This window comes from Glycomyces tarimensis, from assembly GCF_054776215.1.
The window spans coordinates 41832-57275 of the sequence record NZ_BAAHCB010000020.1 but is presented as its reverse complement, the minus strand read 5'-3'; the positions used below and the strand labels follow the sequence as shown (position 1 = coordinate 57275).

Annotated in this window: 14 protein-coding genes; 6 read left to right on the top strand and 8 right to left on the bottom strand. The window is 69.9% G+C overall.

Annotated elements, in window-relative coordinates; all coding sequences use genetic code 11:
- Window positions 1-11: 11 nt before the first annotated feature.
- Genes ACYVK3_RS14945 through ACYVK3_RS14930 form a run of 4 tightly spaced genes read right to left on the bottom strand, consistent with a single transcriptional unit; the run spans window position 12 to window position 3470 of the window.
- On the bottom strand, window positions 12-623 hold the full coding sequence (locus tag ACYVK3_RS14945) for a LutC/YkgG family protein (RefSeq protein WP_460498131.1): 612 nt from the start codon (window positions 621-623) through the stop codon (window positions 12-14).
- Entirely contained in the window at window positions 620-2035 is a 1416-nt protein-coding gene (locus ACYVK3_RS14940; RefSeq protein ID WP_460498130.1) for a lactate utilization protein B, read from the bottom strand. The genes ACYVK3_RS14945 and ACYVK3_RS14940 overlap by 4 nt, the downstream gene beginning before the upstream one ends.
- Window positions 2032-2763: a (Fe-S)-binding protein gene (locus ACYVK3_RS14935; RefSeq protein WP_460498129.1), complete on the bottom strand. Its 732-nt coding sequence runs from the start codon at window positions 2761-2763 to the stop codon at window positions 2032-2034. Before ACYVK3_RS14935 ends, ACYVK3_RS14940 begins: the two co-directional genes overlap by 4 nt.
- The gene (locus tag ACYVK3_RS14930; RefSeq protein WP_460498127.1) at window positions 2760-3470 is read right to left on the bottom strand and encodes a GntR family transcriptional regulator; all 711 of its coding nucleotides are present in this window, start codon (window positions 3468-3470) and stop codon (window positions 2760-2762) included. Before ACYVK3_RS14930 ends, ACYVK3_RS14935 begins: the two co-directional genes overlap by 4 nt.
- Before the next feature lie 84 nt (window positions 3471-3554).
- On the opposite strand from ACYVK3_RS14930, the gene ACYVK3_RS14925 reads away from it, so the two are divergent.
- Genes ACYVK3_RS14925 through ACYVK3_RS14905 form a run of 5 tightly spaced genes read left to right on the top strand, consistent with a single transcriptional unit; the run spans window position 3555 to window position 8277 of the window.
- Complete coding sequence (locus ACYVK3_RS14925; RefSeq protein WP_460498126.1) at window positions 3555-4541, top strand: aldo/keto reductase; 987 nt, start codon at window positions 3555-3557, stop codon at window positions 4539-4541.
- Complete coding sequence (locus ACYVK3_RS14920) at window positions 4538-5392, top strand: amidohydrolase family protein (protein ID WP_460498125.1); 855 nt, start codon at window positions 4538-4540, stop codon at window positions 5390-5392. Before ACYVK3_RS14925 ends, ACYVK3_RS14920 begins: the two co-directional genes overlap by 4 nt.
- A complete protein-coding gene (locus ACYVK3_RS14915) occupies window positions 5389-6219 on the top strand; it encodes a fumarylacetoacetate hydrolase family protein (protein ID WP_460498124.1) in 831 nt (276 codons plus the stop codon). The genes ACYVK3_RS14920 and ACYVK3_RS14915 overlap by 4 nt, the downstream gene beginning before the upstream one ends.
- Before the next feature lie 43 nt (window positions 6220-6262).
- A complete protein-coding gene (locus tag ACYVK3_RS14910) occupies window positions 6263-7543 on the top strand; it encodes an enolase-like domain-containing protein (RefSeq protein ID WP_460498123.1) in 1281 nt (426 codons plus the stop codon).
- Window positions 7540-8277 carry an SDR family NAD(P)-dependent oxidoreductase gene (locus tag ACYVK3_RS14905; protein WP_460498121.1) on the top strand — a complete coding sequence of 246 codons (738 nt, stop codon included), beginning with the start codon at window positions 7540-7542 and terminating at the stop codon, window positions 8275-8277. The genes ACYVK3_RS14910 and ACYVK3_RS14905 overlap by 4 nt, the downstream gene beginning before the upstream one ends.
- Here the strand turns inward: ACYVK3_RS14905 and ACYVK3_RS14900 are convergent.
- Entirely contained in the window at window positions 8274-9260 is a 987-nt protein-coding gene (locus ACYVK3_RS14900; protein WP_460498120.1) for a hypothetical protein, read from the bottom strand. The two genes, ACYVK3_RS14905 and ACYVK3_RS14900, sit on opposite strands and share 4 nt — an antisense overlap.
- Before the next feature lie 329 nt (window positions 9261-9589).
- Between ACYVK3_RS14900 and ACYVK3_RS14895 the strand changes: the two genes are divergently transcribed.
- The gene (locus ACYVK3_RS14895) at window positions 9590-10588 is read left to right on the top strand and encodes a phosphatase PAP2 family protein (protein ID WP_460498119.1); all 999 of its coding nucleotides are present in this window, start codon (window positions 9590-9592) and stop codon (window positions 10586-10588) included.
- On the opposite strand, the gene purM is transcribed toward ACYVK3_RS14895, so the two are convergent.
- From purM to ACYVK3_RS14880, 3 genes are all read right to left on the bottom strand, one after another.
- The gene (purM, locus tag ACYVK3_RS14890) at window positions 10560-11681 is read right to left on the bottom strand and encodes a phosphoribosylformylglycinamidine cyclo-ligase (protein ID WP_460498506.1); all 1122 of its coding nucleotides are present in this window, start codon (window positions 11679-11681) and stop codon (window positions 10560-10562) included. The genes ACYVK3_RS14895 and purM overlap by 29 nt on opposite strands.
- The gene (purF, locus tag ACYVK3_RS14885) at window positions 11633-13138 is read right to left on the bottom strand and encodes an amidophosphoribosyltransferase (protein ID WP_460498118.1); all 1506 of its coding nucleotides are present in this window, start codon (window positions 13136-13138) and stop codon (window positions 11633-11635) included. The genes purM and purF overlap by 49 nt, the downstream gene beginning before the upstream one ends.
- 237 nt (window positions 13139-13375) lie before the next feature.
- The gene (locus ACYVK3_RS14880) at window positions 13376-15283 is read right to left on the bottom strand and encodes a carboxypeptidase-like regulatory domain-containing protein (protein ID WP_460498117.1); all 1908 of its coding nucleotides are present in this window, start codon (window positions 15281-15283) and stop codon (window positions 13376-13378) included.
- Window positions 15284-15444: the final 161 nt, after the last annotated feature.

Sequence of the window (15444 nt, the reverse complement as noted above, 5' to 3'; positions counted from 1 at the left end):
CAGTGATTGGGCTACGCATGTGAGTCCGGCCCGGTCGGAAGGATGACGACGTCGAGGCGGCGGGGGCCGTGGACGCCTTCGACCCGTTGCAGTTCGATGTCGCTGGTCGCCGACGGGCCGGAGATCCAGGTCTGCGGGCGGGTCGGATGCAGTCTCGGCAGCGCCTCGGCCAGGTGGCCCACGATCTGGTCTCGCCGCACGACCACCACATGATGGTCCGGGACCAGCGTGATCGCCCTTCTGCCTTGGGCCGCACCCGCGTCGAGCATGATCGTGCCCGACACCGCCACGGCCGCGGCGCAGCCGGTGAGCACCGCGTCCACGCCGTCGAGGTCCTCGGTGGAAAGCTGTTCGTCCTCGGTGAACACCGCGCTGCCGAGGCGCCACTCGGTCGGCAGATCGCTCGGGACCACCACCTGCTTCGCCTCGCCCAGGGCCGCCTCGATCGCGTCGACGCCGTGGTGCACCTCGGCCTTGTAGTCGACCAGGCGGTCGATCAACAGCTCGACGATGTCGGTGCCGGCGTCGAGCGAGCGGCGGTAGTCGCGCGGCACCTCGGGCGGGGCGTCCACTCCGTCCAGTGCACGACGCATCCGCTCCAGGATCTCCTCTTTCGCGCTCAACGCTCCCGCTCCTTCCACCAGTCCCGGAAGGTCTCCTTCGGCGGCACCGGCAGGTCCCGGCTCACCGTCCACTTCGATCCCGGCCACGGGAGCCTTCGGACGTGGCCCCGTCTGCGCCAGGGCCGCGAGAAGAACCGCGCCGCCCCCAATGCGGCCCGCCACAGCCTCGGCCGGTTCATGACCACCTCGGCCGCCCCCATCGCGGCATGCTCGCCCGCGTTGTGGGGACCCTGCTGGCGCAGGTGGACGAGCACCTCGGGGATGTTGATCTTGACCGGGCACACCTCGTAGCACGCGCCGCACAGGCTCGATGCGTACGGCAGGTCATCGTGCCGGCCGGGCTCGAGCTGCGGCGCCAGGATCGCGCCGATCGGGCCGGGGTAGACGTGCCCGTAGGCGTGGCCGCCGGTCCGCTCGTAGACCGGGCAGACGTTCAGGCACGCCGAGCACCGGATGCACGAGAGCGCCTGCCGCCCCACCTCGTCGGCCAGGACGTCGGTCCTGCCGTTGTCGAGCAGGATGATGTGGACGTGCTTCGGCCCGTCTGCCTCGGCGCCGCCGGTCCACACCGAGGTGTACGGGTTCATGCGCTCGCCGGTCGAGGACCGGGGCAGCAGTTGCATGAAGACCTCGAGGTCGGCGAAGCTCGGCAGCAGCTTCTCGACGCCGACGATGCTGATGAGCGTCTCGGGCATCGTCAGGCACATCCGGCCGTTGCCCTCGGACTCGACCACGACGAGCGAGCCGGTCTCGGCGACGGCGAAGTTGGCGCCCGAGACCGCGACCTTCGCCGACAGGAAGCGGCGGCGCAGGTGCAGCCGGGCCGCCTCGGCCAGCGCGGCCGGGTCGTCGGTCAGCCCCTCGGGAGCGCCGGCCATGCGGTCCTTGAAGATGTCCCGGATCTCGGTGCGGTTGTAGTGGATCGCGGGCACCAGGATGTGGCTGGGCTTGTCCTCGGCGAGCTGGACGATGAGCTCGGCCAGGTCGGTCTCCCAGGCCTTGAGGCCTTCGGCCTCGAAATGCTCGTTGAGCTCGATCTCCTGGGTGGCCATGGACTTGACCTTGACGACCTCCTCGGCGCCGGCCTCGCGGGTCAGCTTCGCGGCGATCCGGTTGGCCTCGGCGCCGTCCCTCGCCCAGTGGACCGTCGCGCCGGCGGCGATCGCGTTGCGCTCGAACTCGACGGCCAGTTCGGGCATCCGGCGCTGCACGTCGTCCTTGATCGCCGCGGCTGCGCCGCGCAGCTCCTCCCAGTCGTCGAGTTCATCGACGACGTCGGCGCGTTTGCCGCGGATCGTGCCGGTGGCGTGCGCGAGGTTGGACCGCAGCTGCGGCATGCCGAGCGCGACCTTGGCGGACTGGGCGAACTTCGGGCTTCGCGGGCTTCGCCCAGGGGGGAAGGCGGCAGTCATACGGTGCTCGCCAGGATCTCGGCGTAGTGGATCGGCCGCGGTCCGCCACTCTCGGCGACGCTTGCGGAGCCGTCGATGTGCGCCGCTCGGGAGATGCCGCCGCCGATGTGGGTCAGGCACGAGTTGTCGGCCGCGGCGAGGTACTCGGCGCCGGTCTCGGTCGCGTGTCGGCACTTGTCCTCGAGCATCGCCGAGGAGACCTCGGCGTTCTTGAGCGCGAACGTGCCGCCGAAGCCGCAGCACTGGTCGGCCTCGGGCAGGTCGACCAGCTCGATGCCGTCGACGGCGCGCAGGAGTCGCAGCGGCTTGTCGCCCAGGCCGAGCGCGCGGGTGCCGTGGCAGGTGGGGTGGTAGGTGACGGTGTGCGGGAACCGCGCGCCGACGTCCTCGACCTCGGCGTGGTCGATGAGGAACTCCGAGAGCTCGTAGACGCGTTCGCCGATGTCGGTGCCGGTGAGCTCCGGGTACTGGTCGCGGGTCATGGCGGCGCACGAGCCGGAGGGGGTGACGACGGCGTCGTAGTCGCCGAAGGTCCGCTCGAAGGACTTCGCGAGCTTCGCGGCGTCCCGGCGGTAACCGGAGTTGGCGTGCATCTGGCCGCAGCAGGTCTGGGCCTGCGGGAAGTCGACCTCGTAGCCGAGACGTTCCAGCACGGTCACGACCGCCTTCGGCGTCTGGGGGTACAGGGCGTCGTTGATACAGGTGATGAATAGACCTATGCGGCTCAAGGGGTTCGGTTCACCTCATTCTTCGGATCCGCGGTGCCGGCAGACTGGAACGCCGCGGCGTGGCGGACGCGGGCCGCCTCGAGGTGGCGGCGCATCGCCCGCTCCGCTGCAAGCGGTTTCTTCGCAATGATAGCGTCCGTGACCGCGAGGTGCTCGGCCTGCGTCTCGGCGATGTCGGCCGGCGGGATGTACGAGCGGTGGAGGTGCAGATGCGCGTCGAGCCGCAGGATCGACTTGGCGAGGATGGCGCTCCCGCTGAGCTGGGCGACCAGAGTGTGGAAGCGCTCGTCCGCCTCGGTGAAGGCCAGCTGGCCCGCCTGCCGGTCGAGCCCTTCGGCCGGGATGTCGGCGATGCCGCGAAGCTCGGCGAGCAGGTCCGCGTCGCCCGCCCCGCGCGCGGCGGCGCGGCGCGCGGCCTCGGGCTCGAGCAGCAGGCGCATGTCGAACAGGTCCTCGAACTCGTCGCGGCTGAGCAGCGGGGTGACGGTGTAGCCACTGAGGGGCCGCCGTTCCAGCAGCCCTTCGGACTCCAGTCTCGCGAGCGCCTCGCGCACCGGCGTCTGCGACACCTCCAGGACCCTGGCGAGCCCGTCGATGCTGACCTTCTGCCCCGGCGCGAGCTCGCTCTCCATGATCCGCGCCTTGACCCGCACGTAGACCTCGTCGGCGAGCGTCTGCCGCTCCGACCCCACCAGTGTTTCTGCCATCGCGATATCCTATAGGATATTGTCGACCTTGGCTTGAACCGCGCCGACGCGAACCGCCTCATAAGTCCGCATTGGAGACACTCCGTGGCCACGACCCGCCCCGAACCAGCGCGGCGCCGCCTCGGTGACACCGACGTGTCCATCACCGCGCTCGGCCTCGGCTGCGCCCCGCTCGGCGGCCTGTTCACCCCCGTGGGCCCCGCCGTCGCCGCCGCGACGGTCAAGGCCGCCTGGGACGGCGGCATCCGCTATTTCGACACCGCGCCCCACTACGGCGCCGGGCTCTCCGAGCGGCGCCTCGGGAGCGCTCTCGCGGAGCTTCCCCGCGAGGAGTTCGCCCTCTCCACCAAGATGGGCCGCGTCCTGGTCGACCACGAAGGCCAATGGGACCTGTGGGCCGAACCCAACGGCAAGGCGTCCCGGTTCGACTTCTCCAGCGAGGCCGCATACGAGTCCTTCCGGGAAAGCCAATTCCGCTTGTGGAGCCCGCAGATCGACATCGCGCTGATCCACGATGCCGACGACCATGTCGACGAGGCCGTGTCGGGCACGTACGCGACCCTCGCCGACCTGCGCGACGCCGGGCTCGTCGGCGCGATCGGCATCGGCATGAACTCCACCGACGCCGCAGCCGACATGCTCACCCGCGGCGAGTTCGACGTCGCCCTCATCGCGGGCCGGTACACGCTGCTCGACCAGTCGGCCCTCGATGTCCTCTACCCGATGTGCGTCTCGCGCGGCGTCAGCGTCATCGCCGCCGGCGTCTTCAACTCCGGCATCCTCGCCGATCCACGCCCGGGAGCGACTTTCAATTATTCGGCGGCCGACCCCGGACTCGTCGAGAAGGCGATCGCCATATCCGAGGTCTGCGCCAGGCACGACGTGCCCCTGCGCGCCGCCGCCCTCCAGTTCCCCGCGGCCCACCCCGCGGTGGCGTCGACCCTCGTCGGCGCCCGCACACCGGCAGAGGTCGACGACGCCCTCGCGATGTCCGCCCACCCTATTCCCGCCGCGCTGTGGCACGACCTCAAACGCGCGGGGCTGCTGGCCGAGGAGGCACCCACACCATGACGACGTCCCATCTCGTCATCGATGCGCACCACCATGTCTGGACCGCCGACTACCCCTGGCTCGCGAGCCGCCCGGAATTCGCCGAGATCAAGCGCGACTACGGCATCGCGGACCTGCGGGCCAATCTCGCCGCCGCCGGCGTCGACCGCACCGTGCTCGTCGAGGCCGCCTGGGGGCACCCCTCCGAGACCATCGAGTTCCTGCACCTGGCCGGAGCCGTGAACGAGATCGCCGGGGTGGTCGGCCACATCGACCTGCTCGCGCCCGATCTTCGCGCCGTGCTCGCCCGCTACCAGGCCCACCCGCGCGCCCGCTTCCTCGTGGGCCTGCGCGACCAGATCCAGGCCCGCGAGGAATCCGAATTCCTGTCGCGCCCTGACGTCATCGAGGCCCTCCACGTCACCGCCCAAACCGTGGCGACGTTCGACCTGGTCGTCCGCGTCGACCAGCTCCCCGCCGCGGTGAAGGCCGCCCAGGCCGTGCCCGAGCTGACGTTCGTCCTCGACCACCTCGGCAAGCCGAGCATCAGGGACGGCGCCGAGGGCCTGTGGGCATGGCGGGACGCCGTCGCGCCGCTCGCGAAGCAGCCCAATGTGACCGCGAAGCTGTCCGGCCTCGTCACCGAGGCCGACTGGGATCAATGGACGACAGAGGACCTGCGCCCCTTCGTCCAGACCGCCCTCGAACTGTTCGGACCCGACCGGCTCATGTTCGGATCCGACTGGCCGGTCTGCGAACTGGCCGCCACCTACACGCGCGTGAAAGACGCCGTCACCGAGATCCTCGGCCGCGAGGACCCCGACGTGTTCGCGGGGACGGCGGCGAAGACCTACAAGCTAGGAGTGCTATGAAGTACCTGCGCATCGGCGAACCCGGACTGGAGACCCCCGTCGTGGCCCACGAGGGCAAGCACTACGACGTCTCCGGCCGCTACAGCGACATCGACGCGGACTTCCTCGCCCGCGGCGGCCTCTCCAGCGTCGCCGGCTTCCCCGAGATCGACATCGCGGGCCGGCGCCTGGCCGCGCCGATCGCGAAGCCCGGCGCCGTGGTGTGCATCGGCATGAACTACGCCGCCCACTGCGCCGAGTCCGGGGCCGAGCCGCCGACCGAACCGGTCGTGTTCTTCAAGCACCCCAACACTGTCGTCGGACCGAACGACGAGATCCAGATCCCTCGTGGATCGTCCAAGACCGACTGGGAGGTCGAGCTCGGCATCGTCTTCGGCAAGCGGGCCTCCTATCTGGAGTCCGAGGCCGAGGCACTGGAGTGCATCGCGGGCTTCGTCGTCGCCAACGACGTCAGCGAGCGCGCATTCCAGATCGAGCGCTCCGGCGGCCAGTTCTCCAAGGGCAAGGCCTGCCCCACGTTCTCCCCGCTCGGGCCGCACCTGGTCACGCCCGACGAGATCGACGACGTGCAGAAGCTGCGGCTGTGGTCGAAGGTCAACGGCGAGATCCGGCAGGACTCGAACTCCGCGGACATGATCTTCTCGGTGGCCCACATCGTCTTCCACATGTCGCAGTTCATGGCCTTCGACCCCGGCGACCTGCTCCTGACCGGAACGCCCGAGGGCGTCGCCCTGTCGGGGCGGTTCCCGTACCTCAAGGCCGGCGACGTGGTCGAGGTCGGCATCGACGGACTGGGGGCGACCGAGAACCCCGTGGTGCGGGCGTGACCGCCCGCCGCCGCGCCCGCACCGGGAACCGGAGCACCCGCCGATGATCAGTGCCGTCGACGTCATCGACGTCCGCTTCCCGACCTCGGCGAGCCTCGACGGTTCGGACGCGATGAACCCGGACCCCGACTATTCGGCCGCGTACGTCGTCCTTCGCTCGGACGACGGCCTGGAGGGCCACGGGTTCACCTTCACGATCGGGCGCGGCAACGACATCTGCTGCGCCGCGATCGAGACGCTGTCCGAGCTCGTCGTCGGCCGTGACGCCGACGACCTCGGCGAGTTCTACCGACGGTTGACGCACGACTCGCAGATCCGCTGGCTCGGACCGGAGAAGGGCGTCATGCACCTGGCCGCGGCGGCGCTGGTCAACGCCGCCTGGGACCTCGCCGCCCGGCGCGCGGGGATGCCCGTCTGGAAGTACCTCTCGAGCCTGAGCCCGGAGCAGATCGTGGACTGCGTCGACTGGCGCTACCTGACCGACGCGCTCACTCCCGATGAGTCCCTGGCGATGCTGCGCGAGGCCGAGCCGGGCAAGGACGAGCGGATCGCCGAGATCGAACGCGACGGCTATCCCGCCTACACCACCTCGCCCGGCTGGCTCGGCTACTCGGACGAGAAGGTCGTGCGCCTGGCCCGGCAGGCCGTCGCCGACGGCTTCGGCCAGATCAAGCTCAAGGTCGGCGCCGATCTGGAGGACGACCGCCGACGATTCGCCGCCGCGCGCAAGGCGGTCGGTCCCGACGTGCGGATCGCGGTGGACGCCAACCAGCGCTGGGACGTCGACCGGGCCGTCGAGTGGATGGCCGCGCTCGCCGAGTTCGACCCGTGGTGGATCGAGGAGCCGACCAGCCCCGACGACGTCCTCGGCCACGCCGCGATCAGGCGCCGCATCGCGCCGATCAAGGTAGCCACCGGCGAGCACTGCCACAACCGCGTCATGTTCAAGCAACTGCTGCAGGCCGAGGCCATCGACTTCCTCCAACTGGACTCCGCCCGCGTCGCCGGAGTCAACGAGAACATCGCCATCCTCCTGCTGGCCAAGAAGTTCGGTGTCCCGGTGTGCCCCCACGCCGGCGGCGTCGGCCTGTGCGAGCTGGTCGGGCACCTGTCGATGTTCGACTACACTGCGGTGAGCGCCTCCCTGGAGGATCGCGTGATCGAGTACGTGGACCACCTGCACGAGCACTTCACCGAACCCACCGTCATCAAGAACGGCCGCTACCAGGCCCCGACCGCGCCCGGTTTCTCGGCCGAGATGCGGCGCGAGAGCCTCCAGCGCTACGCCTTCCCCAACGGACCTGAATGGAGAGCAAGCCGATGAGCGATTTCGAGGGACTCACCGTCGTCGTCACGGGCGGCTCGTCCGGCATCGGCGCGGCCTGCGCCGACGCCTTCGCCGAGCGCGGCGCGAACGTGGCCGTGCTCGACCTCAACGCCAGCGAGAAGCACTGGTCGACGACGTGCGACGTCGCGGACGACCACCAAGTCCGCCAAGCGGTCCAGGCCGCCGTCGACCACTTCGGCGGCATCGACGTGCTCGTCAACAACGCCGGGATCGGCGCGGTCGGCACCGTCGAGGAGAACTCCGACAAGCAGTGGATCCGCGTGCTGGACGTGAACCTGCTCGGCATGGTCCGACTGGCCCGCGCGTGCCTGCCGCACCTGCGCGAGTCGTCCTCGCCCGCGATCGTGAACACCTCCTCGATCGTCGCGAGCACCGGGCTCGTCAAGCGCGCCTTGTACTCCGCGTCGAAGGGGGCGGTGCATTCGCTGACGCTCGCGATGGCGGCCGACCACGTGGGCGAGGGCATCCGCGTCAACTGCGTGGCCCCCGGAACGGCCGACACGCCCTGGGTGCAAAGGCTGCTCGACCAGGCCGACGACCCCGAGGCCGAGCGCGCCAGGCTCGAGGCCCGCCAGCCGACCGGGCGGCTCGTGAGCGCCGAGGAGGTCGCGAACGCCGTGGTCTACCTGGCCGACCCCGCCAACAAGGCGGTCACGGGCACGAGTCTCGCGGTGGACGGCGGCACGGCGGGACTGCGCATCGTCCGTTAACCTTCGAGCAGCATTCTGAGGTTGTGGAGGCTGCGGGCCAGGGCCATGACGTAGCCCATGACCATCAGGGCCCACTTGGTGACCGCGGCGGCGAGCTGGAGCGGCGTGGCCGACGGCTCGGCCGGGTTCGCCTCGGCGGCCCACCTGACCACGTGGGCGGCCAGTTCGACGCTGCGTCCTCGCACCAGGTCGAGCGCCGATGCCACGACCACTCCGGCCCCTTCGACCGCGGCGCCGAGCGCCGCCGCCGTCGCGCCCACCCCGCCGATGGCCTCCACGTTGTGCTCCATGAGCGCCTGGTAGGCGGCGTGGTCCTCGCCCTTCCATTCGAGCAGGTCGCGGTCGAGGTGGAACTCCAGGTCGCGACCGATGCGGTACAGCTCGGCGGACATGTCGTTCCAAGCGCTCGCCTGCGCCGCGACGATCTCGGGCCGACCGACCAGCTGCGACAGCAGTTCGCGCATCGCATCGAAGTGCGCGATCGCCACGTCGAGCCGCGCGATCGGCATGGACCCGAAGCCATCGCCTCCGGCGAACTGCTCGTCGGCCCAGGACCTGCCGCTGATCTCGTCGACGAGCGGCTGGATCTGGTCGGCCAGCCGCGGAGCCGGCTCCGCGAGCGGTTCGCTCGATCTCCCCGGATACCAGTAGGACGCGCGGAAGACCGCATCGTTCACCGTGCCGAGCGCATCGGGCTCCCCGGTCGGTCCGGCGGCGCGGCCCTCGTAGGCGGCGGCCGCGGTGCGCAGGTTCCCGGCGGCGATCCGGAGGTTCTCGGCCACGTACTCGACCAAGCCGTCCTGCCGCTGCGTTCGGTCCTCGAGGCAGTCGGCGATCCAGCCGCACATGGTCCCGTACGCCGCCGCGTCGCGGGGCATGAGCGTGCTGGCGAACCGGATGGCCTCGGTGCGGTACCGCAGGCCGTCAAGGGTGTCCGCATGCCGGCGCATGGCCGAGGCGACAGCGATTCCGTCTGTTTCCATCGACATCAATGTAGGAGATTCGCGAACGCGCGGCACGGCAGACCGCCGCAAGTCCGTGCGGGCTTGGGAGAGACGGGGATCCGGATATCCCCTGTGGCCGGTGTGACGAATGGGTGACATGTGTCAGCACCTGATGCCCCTGCGTATCAACGCAGGTTATTCCAGGTGCGCCGCAAACCACACCATACATACCGACCTGATAACAAATTCGGTCCATTTCGGGTGTGGCGGCATCAGAATTCACTTTCACAAGCGAATATCCAGGTATGCCATCCGAATCGAACCGGTCTACGACCGCGCGCCGAAGCGCGAACATACGGGACCGAGGTGTGACCGTCCGTGATGACGCTGTTGTCAAGCAGATCATCACGCCGCTGCGCCGCTACATCCCGGTCGACTGGTTCGATTGGGAACCGTACGGCAAGCGGCCCAAGAGCTGGTGGCCCGACCTCTGGATGTTCCTCGCCTTCCTGGCCATCGCCGCGCTTCTGACCTTCCCTTCGCCGCTGGTCACGATGGATTGGGAGATCCGCGAGTGGGTCTGGCGTCACAAGGTCGATTGGATCCGGGACATCGCGCGCGTCGCCACCGAGCTCGGCCAGGCGCGCACGGTCGCCACGATCACCCTCTTGCTCGCGGTCTGGTGCGCGCTGCGATCGCGCTCCATCCGGCCATTGCTCATGTACGTGCTGTCGTTCATCACCCTGGTGATCATCCTCGGCATGAAGCATCTGCTCGGCCGCCCGCTGTCACAGCACCTGTGGCAGCTCCACGAGGTTTCGCCCGAAGGCGCGATGCTGTTCACTTACTACGCCGAGGGCGGCGGCGGCAATATCCCCGACGCCACGGCCTTCCCATCAGGGCACGCGGTGAACACGATCCTGCTGTTCGGGCTCATCGTCATGCTTGTCGGCGGGCTGCTCCCCGCGTGGGCGCGCTGGAGCCTGCTGCTGGTGCCGCCGATCGCGGTGTTCGCCTCGCAGGTGTACATAGGGCACCACTGGTTCTGGGACGAGCCGGCCGGCCTGCTGCTGGGCCTCATCATCATCCGCAGCGCCAAGCGCGTCGCCTGGCACAAGGTGCCGCTCGGCCCGCTGGAGGTCTTCGAACCGGCGACGCGCAAGACCATCCTGCTGACGACGCTGCTCGGGCTCGGCGTCATGATCACGCCGACGCTGCCGCTGGTGCCGGCGCTCATCTCGGCGGCGCTGCTGCCGACGCTCGGACTGCTCTGGCTGTGGGTCCGCCTGCGCGCGTTGAAGCGCGAACAGCAGGCCGAGGCCGAGGCCCCGGAGGTGCCTACCCAGCCTTCTGATAGCTCCCAGTGAGTTTGACGCCGTCGTCGCCCTCGGTGACCTCGCCGATCGTCCACGCTTCGACGTGGCGGGCGGTGAGCACGGCGAGGGAGCGGTCGACCTGGTCGGGGGCGACGACGGCGACCATGCCGATCCCCATGTTGAAGGTCCGCTCCATCTCCTCGTCGCTGATGCCGCCGGTGCGCTGCACGACGTCGAACACCGGGTTCGGGGTCCACGTCGAGCGGTCGACGGCGACGCTCAGCCCGTCGGGGATCGAGCGCACCAGGTTCCCGGCGATGCCGCCGCCGGTGATGTGCGCGAAGGCGTGCACGTCGCACTCCTTGGCCAGCTCCAGGCAGTCCTTCGCGTAGATGTGAGTCGGGGTCATGAGCTCCTCGCCCAGGGTCCGCTGCCGGCCGAACTCGGGCACCTCGGTGCCCAGGTCCATCTTGCCGACGCCGAACAGGGCCTCCCGCACCAGCGAGAAGCCGTTCGAGTGGAGCCCGGAGGCGCGCATCGCGATCGCGACATCGCCGGGCTTGACCCGCTCGGGGCCGAGCAGCTGGTCGGCCTCGACGACGCCGACGCCCGTGGCGGAGATGTCGTAGTCGTCGGGCTTCATCACACCGGGGTGCTCGGCGATCTCACCGCCGATGAGCGAGCAGCCCGCGTAGCGGCAGCCGTCGGCGATGCCCGCCCCGATGTCGGCGATGCGCTCGGGCACGACCTGCCCGGTGGCGATGTAGTCGAGCAGGAACAGCGGCTCGGCGCCGCACACCACCAGGTCGTCCACGACCATCGCGACCAGGTCGATCCCGACGGTGTCGTGGATGTCGAGCTTCTGGGCGATGACGAGCTTCGTGCCGACGCCGTCGGTGGACGAGGCCAGCAGCGGCTTTCGATACTTCTCGACGTCGAGCGCGAACAGGCCGGCGAAGCCGCCGATCCCGCCGACGACCTCGGGCCGCGTGGTCTTGCGGATCGAGGGTTTGAGGGCCTCGACGGCCTGGTCGCCGGCGCCGATGTCGACGCCAGAGGAAGCGTAGGAGATGGTCCTGTCGGTGGTGCCGCTGCTCACGCTGTGGTCCCTTCCCGCACTGTCGTGCTCGCTGAATCGGCGGATGGCGGTGTCTGGGGTGTTTCGAGGAGATGCTTGCCGATCAGATCGGCGGCGGGCAGTTCGATCGGATACTCGCCGGTGAAGCAGGCGCCGCACAGTCGGGTGGCGGGTTGCTCGGTGGCCCGGATGAGCCCGTCCAGAGAGACGTAGCCGAGGCTGTCGGCGCCGATCTGGGAGCGGATGCCGTCGACGTCGAGCGAGCCGGCGATGAGCTCGGCCCGGGTGGCGAAGTCGATGCCGTAGAAGCACGGCCACTTGACCGGCGGCGCGGAGATCCGGATGTGGACCTCGACGGCCCCGGCCTCGCGCAGCATCCGCACCAGCGCCCGCTGGGTGTTGCCGCGCACGATCGTGTCGTCGACGACGATCAGACGCTTGCCCTTGATCTGGTCGACGAGCGGGTTGAGCTTGAGCCGGATGCCGAGCTGGCGCAGCGATTGCGACGGCTGGATGAAGGTGCGCCCGACGTAGGAGTTCTTGGTGAAGCCCTGCCCGTAGGGGATGCCCGACTCTTCGGCGTAGCCGATCGCGGCCGGGATGCCCGACTCGGGGACGCCGATGACCAGGTCGGCCTCGACGGGGGCCTCGCGGGCGAGGGTGCGTCCGACCTCGACGCGGGTGGCGTAGACGTTGCGCCCGGCGAGCTTCGTGTCGGGGCGGGCGAGGTAGACGTACTCGAACAGGCAGTTCTTCGGCTCAGGGTTCGCGAAGCGCGTCGAGCGCAGCCCGTACTCGTCGACGGTGATCATCTCGCCGGGCTCGACCTCGCGCACGAAGGTGGCGCCGATGGTGTCGAGCGCGGCGGTCTCGGAGGCCACGGCCCAGCCGCGGGCGAGCCGACCGAGGACCAGCGGGTGGACGCCCTGCGGATCGCGGGCGGCGTAGAGGCTGTTCTCGTCCATGAAGACCAGGCAGAACGCGCCACGAAGCTGCGGCAGGACCCGCTCGGCCGCTGCGGCCACCGACTCGTCGGGATGGGCCGACAGGAGCGCGGTGATCAGGTGCGTGTCCGAAGTGGTGTCACCCATGTCGATGCCGAGCCGGTCGACCTCCTTGAGGAGGTCGGCGGTGTTGACGAGATTCCCGTTGTGCGCGAGCGCGATCGCGGTGCCGGTGGTGGTGGACCTGATGGTGGGCTGCGAGTTCTCCCAGGTGGGAGCGCCCGTGGTGGAGTACCGCGCGTGGCCGATGGCCAGGTGCCCCTGGAGCGGGGCGAGCGTGGACTCGTCGAAGACCTGCGCCACCAGACCGAGGTCCTTGTAGACGACGGTGCGGGAGCCGTCGGAGACGGCGATCCCCGCGGCCTCCTGGCCGCGGTGCTGCAGCGCGTACAGCCCGAAGTAGGTGAGTTTCGAGACCTCTTCCCCGGGGGCCCAGATGCCGACGACGCCGCAGGCGTCGCGAGGACCGGGATGGTCGGGATCGAGTTCCGTGGTGAGTCGACCATCACCTCGGGTCACTGCAACTCCTCGATTAGCTGGGCTAAGTTACGGCTCGCAAGCTTCGCCGTGGCGCAAAGCCACGCCTCGCGAGCTTTGCCGTGGCGCAACGTTATGCCTCGCCATGTTGCCGAGTCCTGGCTCGCAAACCTCACTACGGCGGGGTTCGGCAGGAGGCGCCTTGTCCCAGTCTATCCGACCAGGCGTCCGGGTCCACCCTCTCGATCGGGCGACGCTGTCCCGAATCGGAGTCGCTCGTCACCACGAACGGGGACGGTCGTCCCACTCGCCCCACCCGCGGCGGTCCTCGTCTCCGCGACGATGCGAGTTCGTGGAGCCCTCGTCTTCCGGCTGCTCGGGAGCGTACGGCGACGGCGGCACGCCTGGGGGGCCGCCCTGCGGCATGGCCTGGGTCGGCTGGGGCGCGTACGGGTCGGTCGGCGGCCCACCGGCATACGGCGACGGCGGCGTACCGGGGGGGCCGCCCTGCGGCATCGCCTGCGTCGGCTGCGGTGCATACGGGTCGGCCGGCGGTCCGCTGGCCGGCTGCGACGGCGGCGCGTACGGGTCACGGCTCATGCCCTGGCCGGTGTAGGGCCGCGTGGCGCCGGGGTCCGAGAAATGGGGCTGCGGCGGCTGGGACGGCTGCTGCTGCGGCTGAGACGGCTGCGGAGCGTACGGGTCGCGCGAGCCCGGCGCCGGAGGCGGCGTCGGCGACTGGTACGGCTGCGTGGCACCGGGGTCGGAGAACGTCGGCTGCTGTGGCCGCTCGGACATGTTCGCCCTCGGCATCACGTGCGTGGCGTCGCTCATCGGCGGCGGCGGGATGCTGCCGGGCTTGTCGAGGCCCTTGACCGTCGACAGGATCTGTGTGTCGTTGGGCCCCACCGGCGGCGGGGGCGGGGGCGTGCCGGGCGGGTTGGCCTGCGGCATCACCTGGGTCGAGTCGTTGGAGCCGGGACCGTACGCGGGGCCGAACGCGGAGGTCGGAGCGCCGTAGGCGCCGACCTCGTTGTCCTGCACGAGTGGTCCGTTGTGGACCATCGTGGGCGCGTCCTGGCCGGGCGCCGGACCGGCCTGGTAGACCCCGGGGCTGCCGACCTGCGCGGCGGTGGGGGTGTGCTCCGGCGTGGGGTTGGAGGAGAAGCTCTCGCCCTCGTCGTCCTTATCGTCGTCCTTGCCGCCGCGCAGCAGGAACACGATCCCGACGATCCCGCCGATCACGAGCAGGCCGCCGACGATGATGAGGAAGACCAGCGTGCCCGAGACACCGCCGTCGTCGTTCGTCTCGGCGACCGCGCTCGGCGAGGCCTCCTCGGTGGCGGCCTGCGTGGTGGGCGCCGCGCTCGTCTCCTCCTCGGCTTGCACGGGAATCAGGGTCATGTTCCGGGTGAAGGTCCCGCCCTGGGCGACGCTGAACTCCTCCACGAGCTCCTCGAAGCCTTCGGCCGTGACCGTCAGCGTCATGTCGCCGGGCGCGATGGTCGCGCCACCGCTGCCGTCGAAGAGGAAGTTGCCGCTGGAGTCGGTGCTCTTCTCGTGGTCGACGCCGTCGCCGTCGCTGAGGACGACCTTCGCGCCGTCCACGGGCGTGGCGTTCGAGGTGACCGTGCCGGAGATGCTCCCGATCCCGGCGATGGCGTGGCCGACCACCGTGACGCTGGTCTTCTGGTCGCCGCCGTCAAAGTTGATCTTGACTTCGCCGGACTTCGTCTCACCCTCGGGCAGGTCCGATTCGGCCATCGGCGCGACGAGGAACTGGACCTCGCGGACCTCTCCGGAGGTCATGGTCTGACAAGTGGCGGTGGCGACGTTGGAGCGGAAGCAGGGACCGTCGGCCACATCGATGCTGGCGTAGCCGTCGAGGCCCGAGAGGCTCGCCGAGACCGTCGTGTCCTTGGGACCCTGCCCGGGCGCGAAGGTGGCCTGGACCTGGACGGTGATGGCGGCGGCGGCGCCGCCGATGTCGATGCGCGGGTCGTGGCCGCCGGAGATCGCGGCGTTGAAGTCGGCGGCCTGGGCGGCGGCCGGGAAGGTGAGGGCGCCGAGGACGACGCCGAAGACCGCGGCGAGTCCCGCGAGCCGCGCACGCAGGCGACCCCGTGGCCCCCGCCGGGACCGCGAGACGCTAGTCTCGGTCCTGCTCGGTTCGGCCGCTACGGTCATCTACATCCCCTCCTGGGCATGCCTTCTCATCGTGCAGACTTGTGGCTCGAAAAGCTTCGCCGTGAAGGCACAACTCACCCACAGTCGCGGGCCGTCGACGCCACTATGCCTGGTCTCAATTCGGTCACGGGATCCAGGGTGTATGGACTGCGGCGCACGCC

Bases quoted from the DNA above. Each gene is read 5' to 3' on its own strand.
- ACYVK3_RS14940 (WP_460498130.1), bottom strand. From the start codon at position 2,035: ATGACTGCCGCCTTCCCCCCTGGGCGAAGCCCGCGAAGCCCGAAGTTC.
- ACYVK3_RS14930 (WP_460498127.1), bottom strand. From the start codon at position 3,470: ATGGCAGAAACACTGGTGGGGTCGGAGCGGCAGACGCTCGCCGACGAG.
- ACYVK3_RS14920 (WP_460498125.1), top strand. From the start codon at position 4,538: ATGACGACGTCCCATCTCGTCATCGATGCGCACCACCATGTCTGGACC.
- ACYVK3_RS14915 (WP_460498124.1), top strand. From the start codon at position 5,389: ATGAAGTACCTGCGCATCGGCGAACCCGGACTGGAGACCCCCGTCGTG.
- ACYVK3_RS14910 (WP_460498123.1), top strand. From the start codon at position 6,263: ATGATCAGTGCCGTCGACGTCATCGACGTCCGCTTCCCGACCTCGGCG.
- ACYVK3_RS14905 (WP_460498121.1), top strand. From the start codon at position 7,540: ATGAGCGATTTCGAGGGACTCACCGTCGTCGTCACGGGCGGCTCGTCC.
- ACYVK3_RS14900 (WP_460498120.1), bottom strand. From the start codon at position 9,260: ATGGAAACAGACGGAATCGCTGTCGCCTCGGCCATGCGCCGGCATGCG.
- ACYVK3_RS14880 (WP_460498117.1), bottom strand. From the start codon at position 15,283: ATGACCGTAGCGGCCGAACCGAGCAGGACCGAGACTAGCGTCTCGCGG.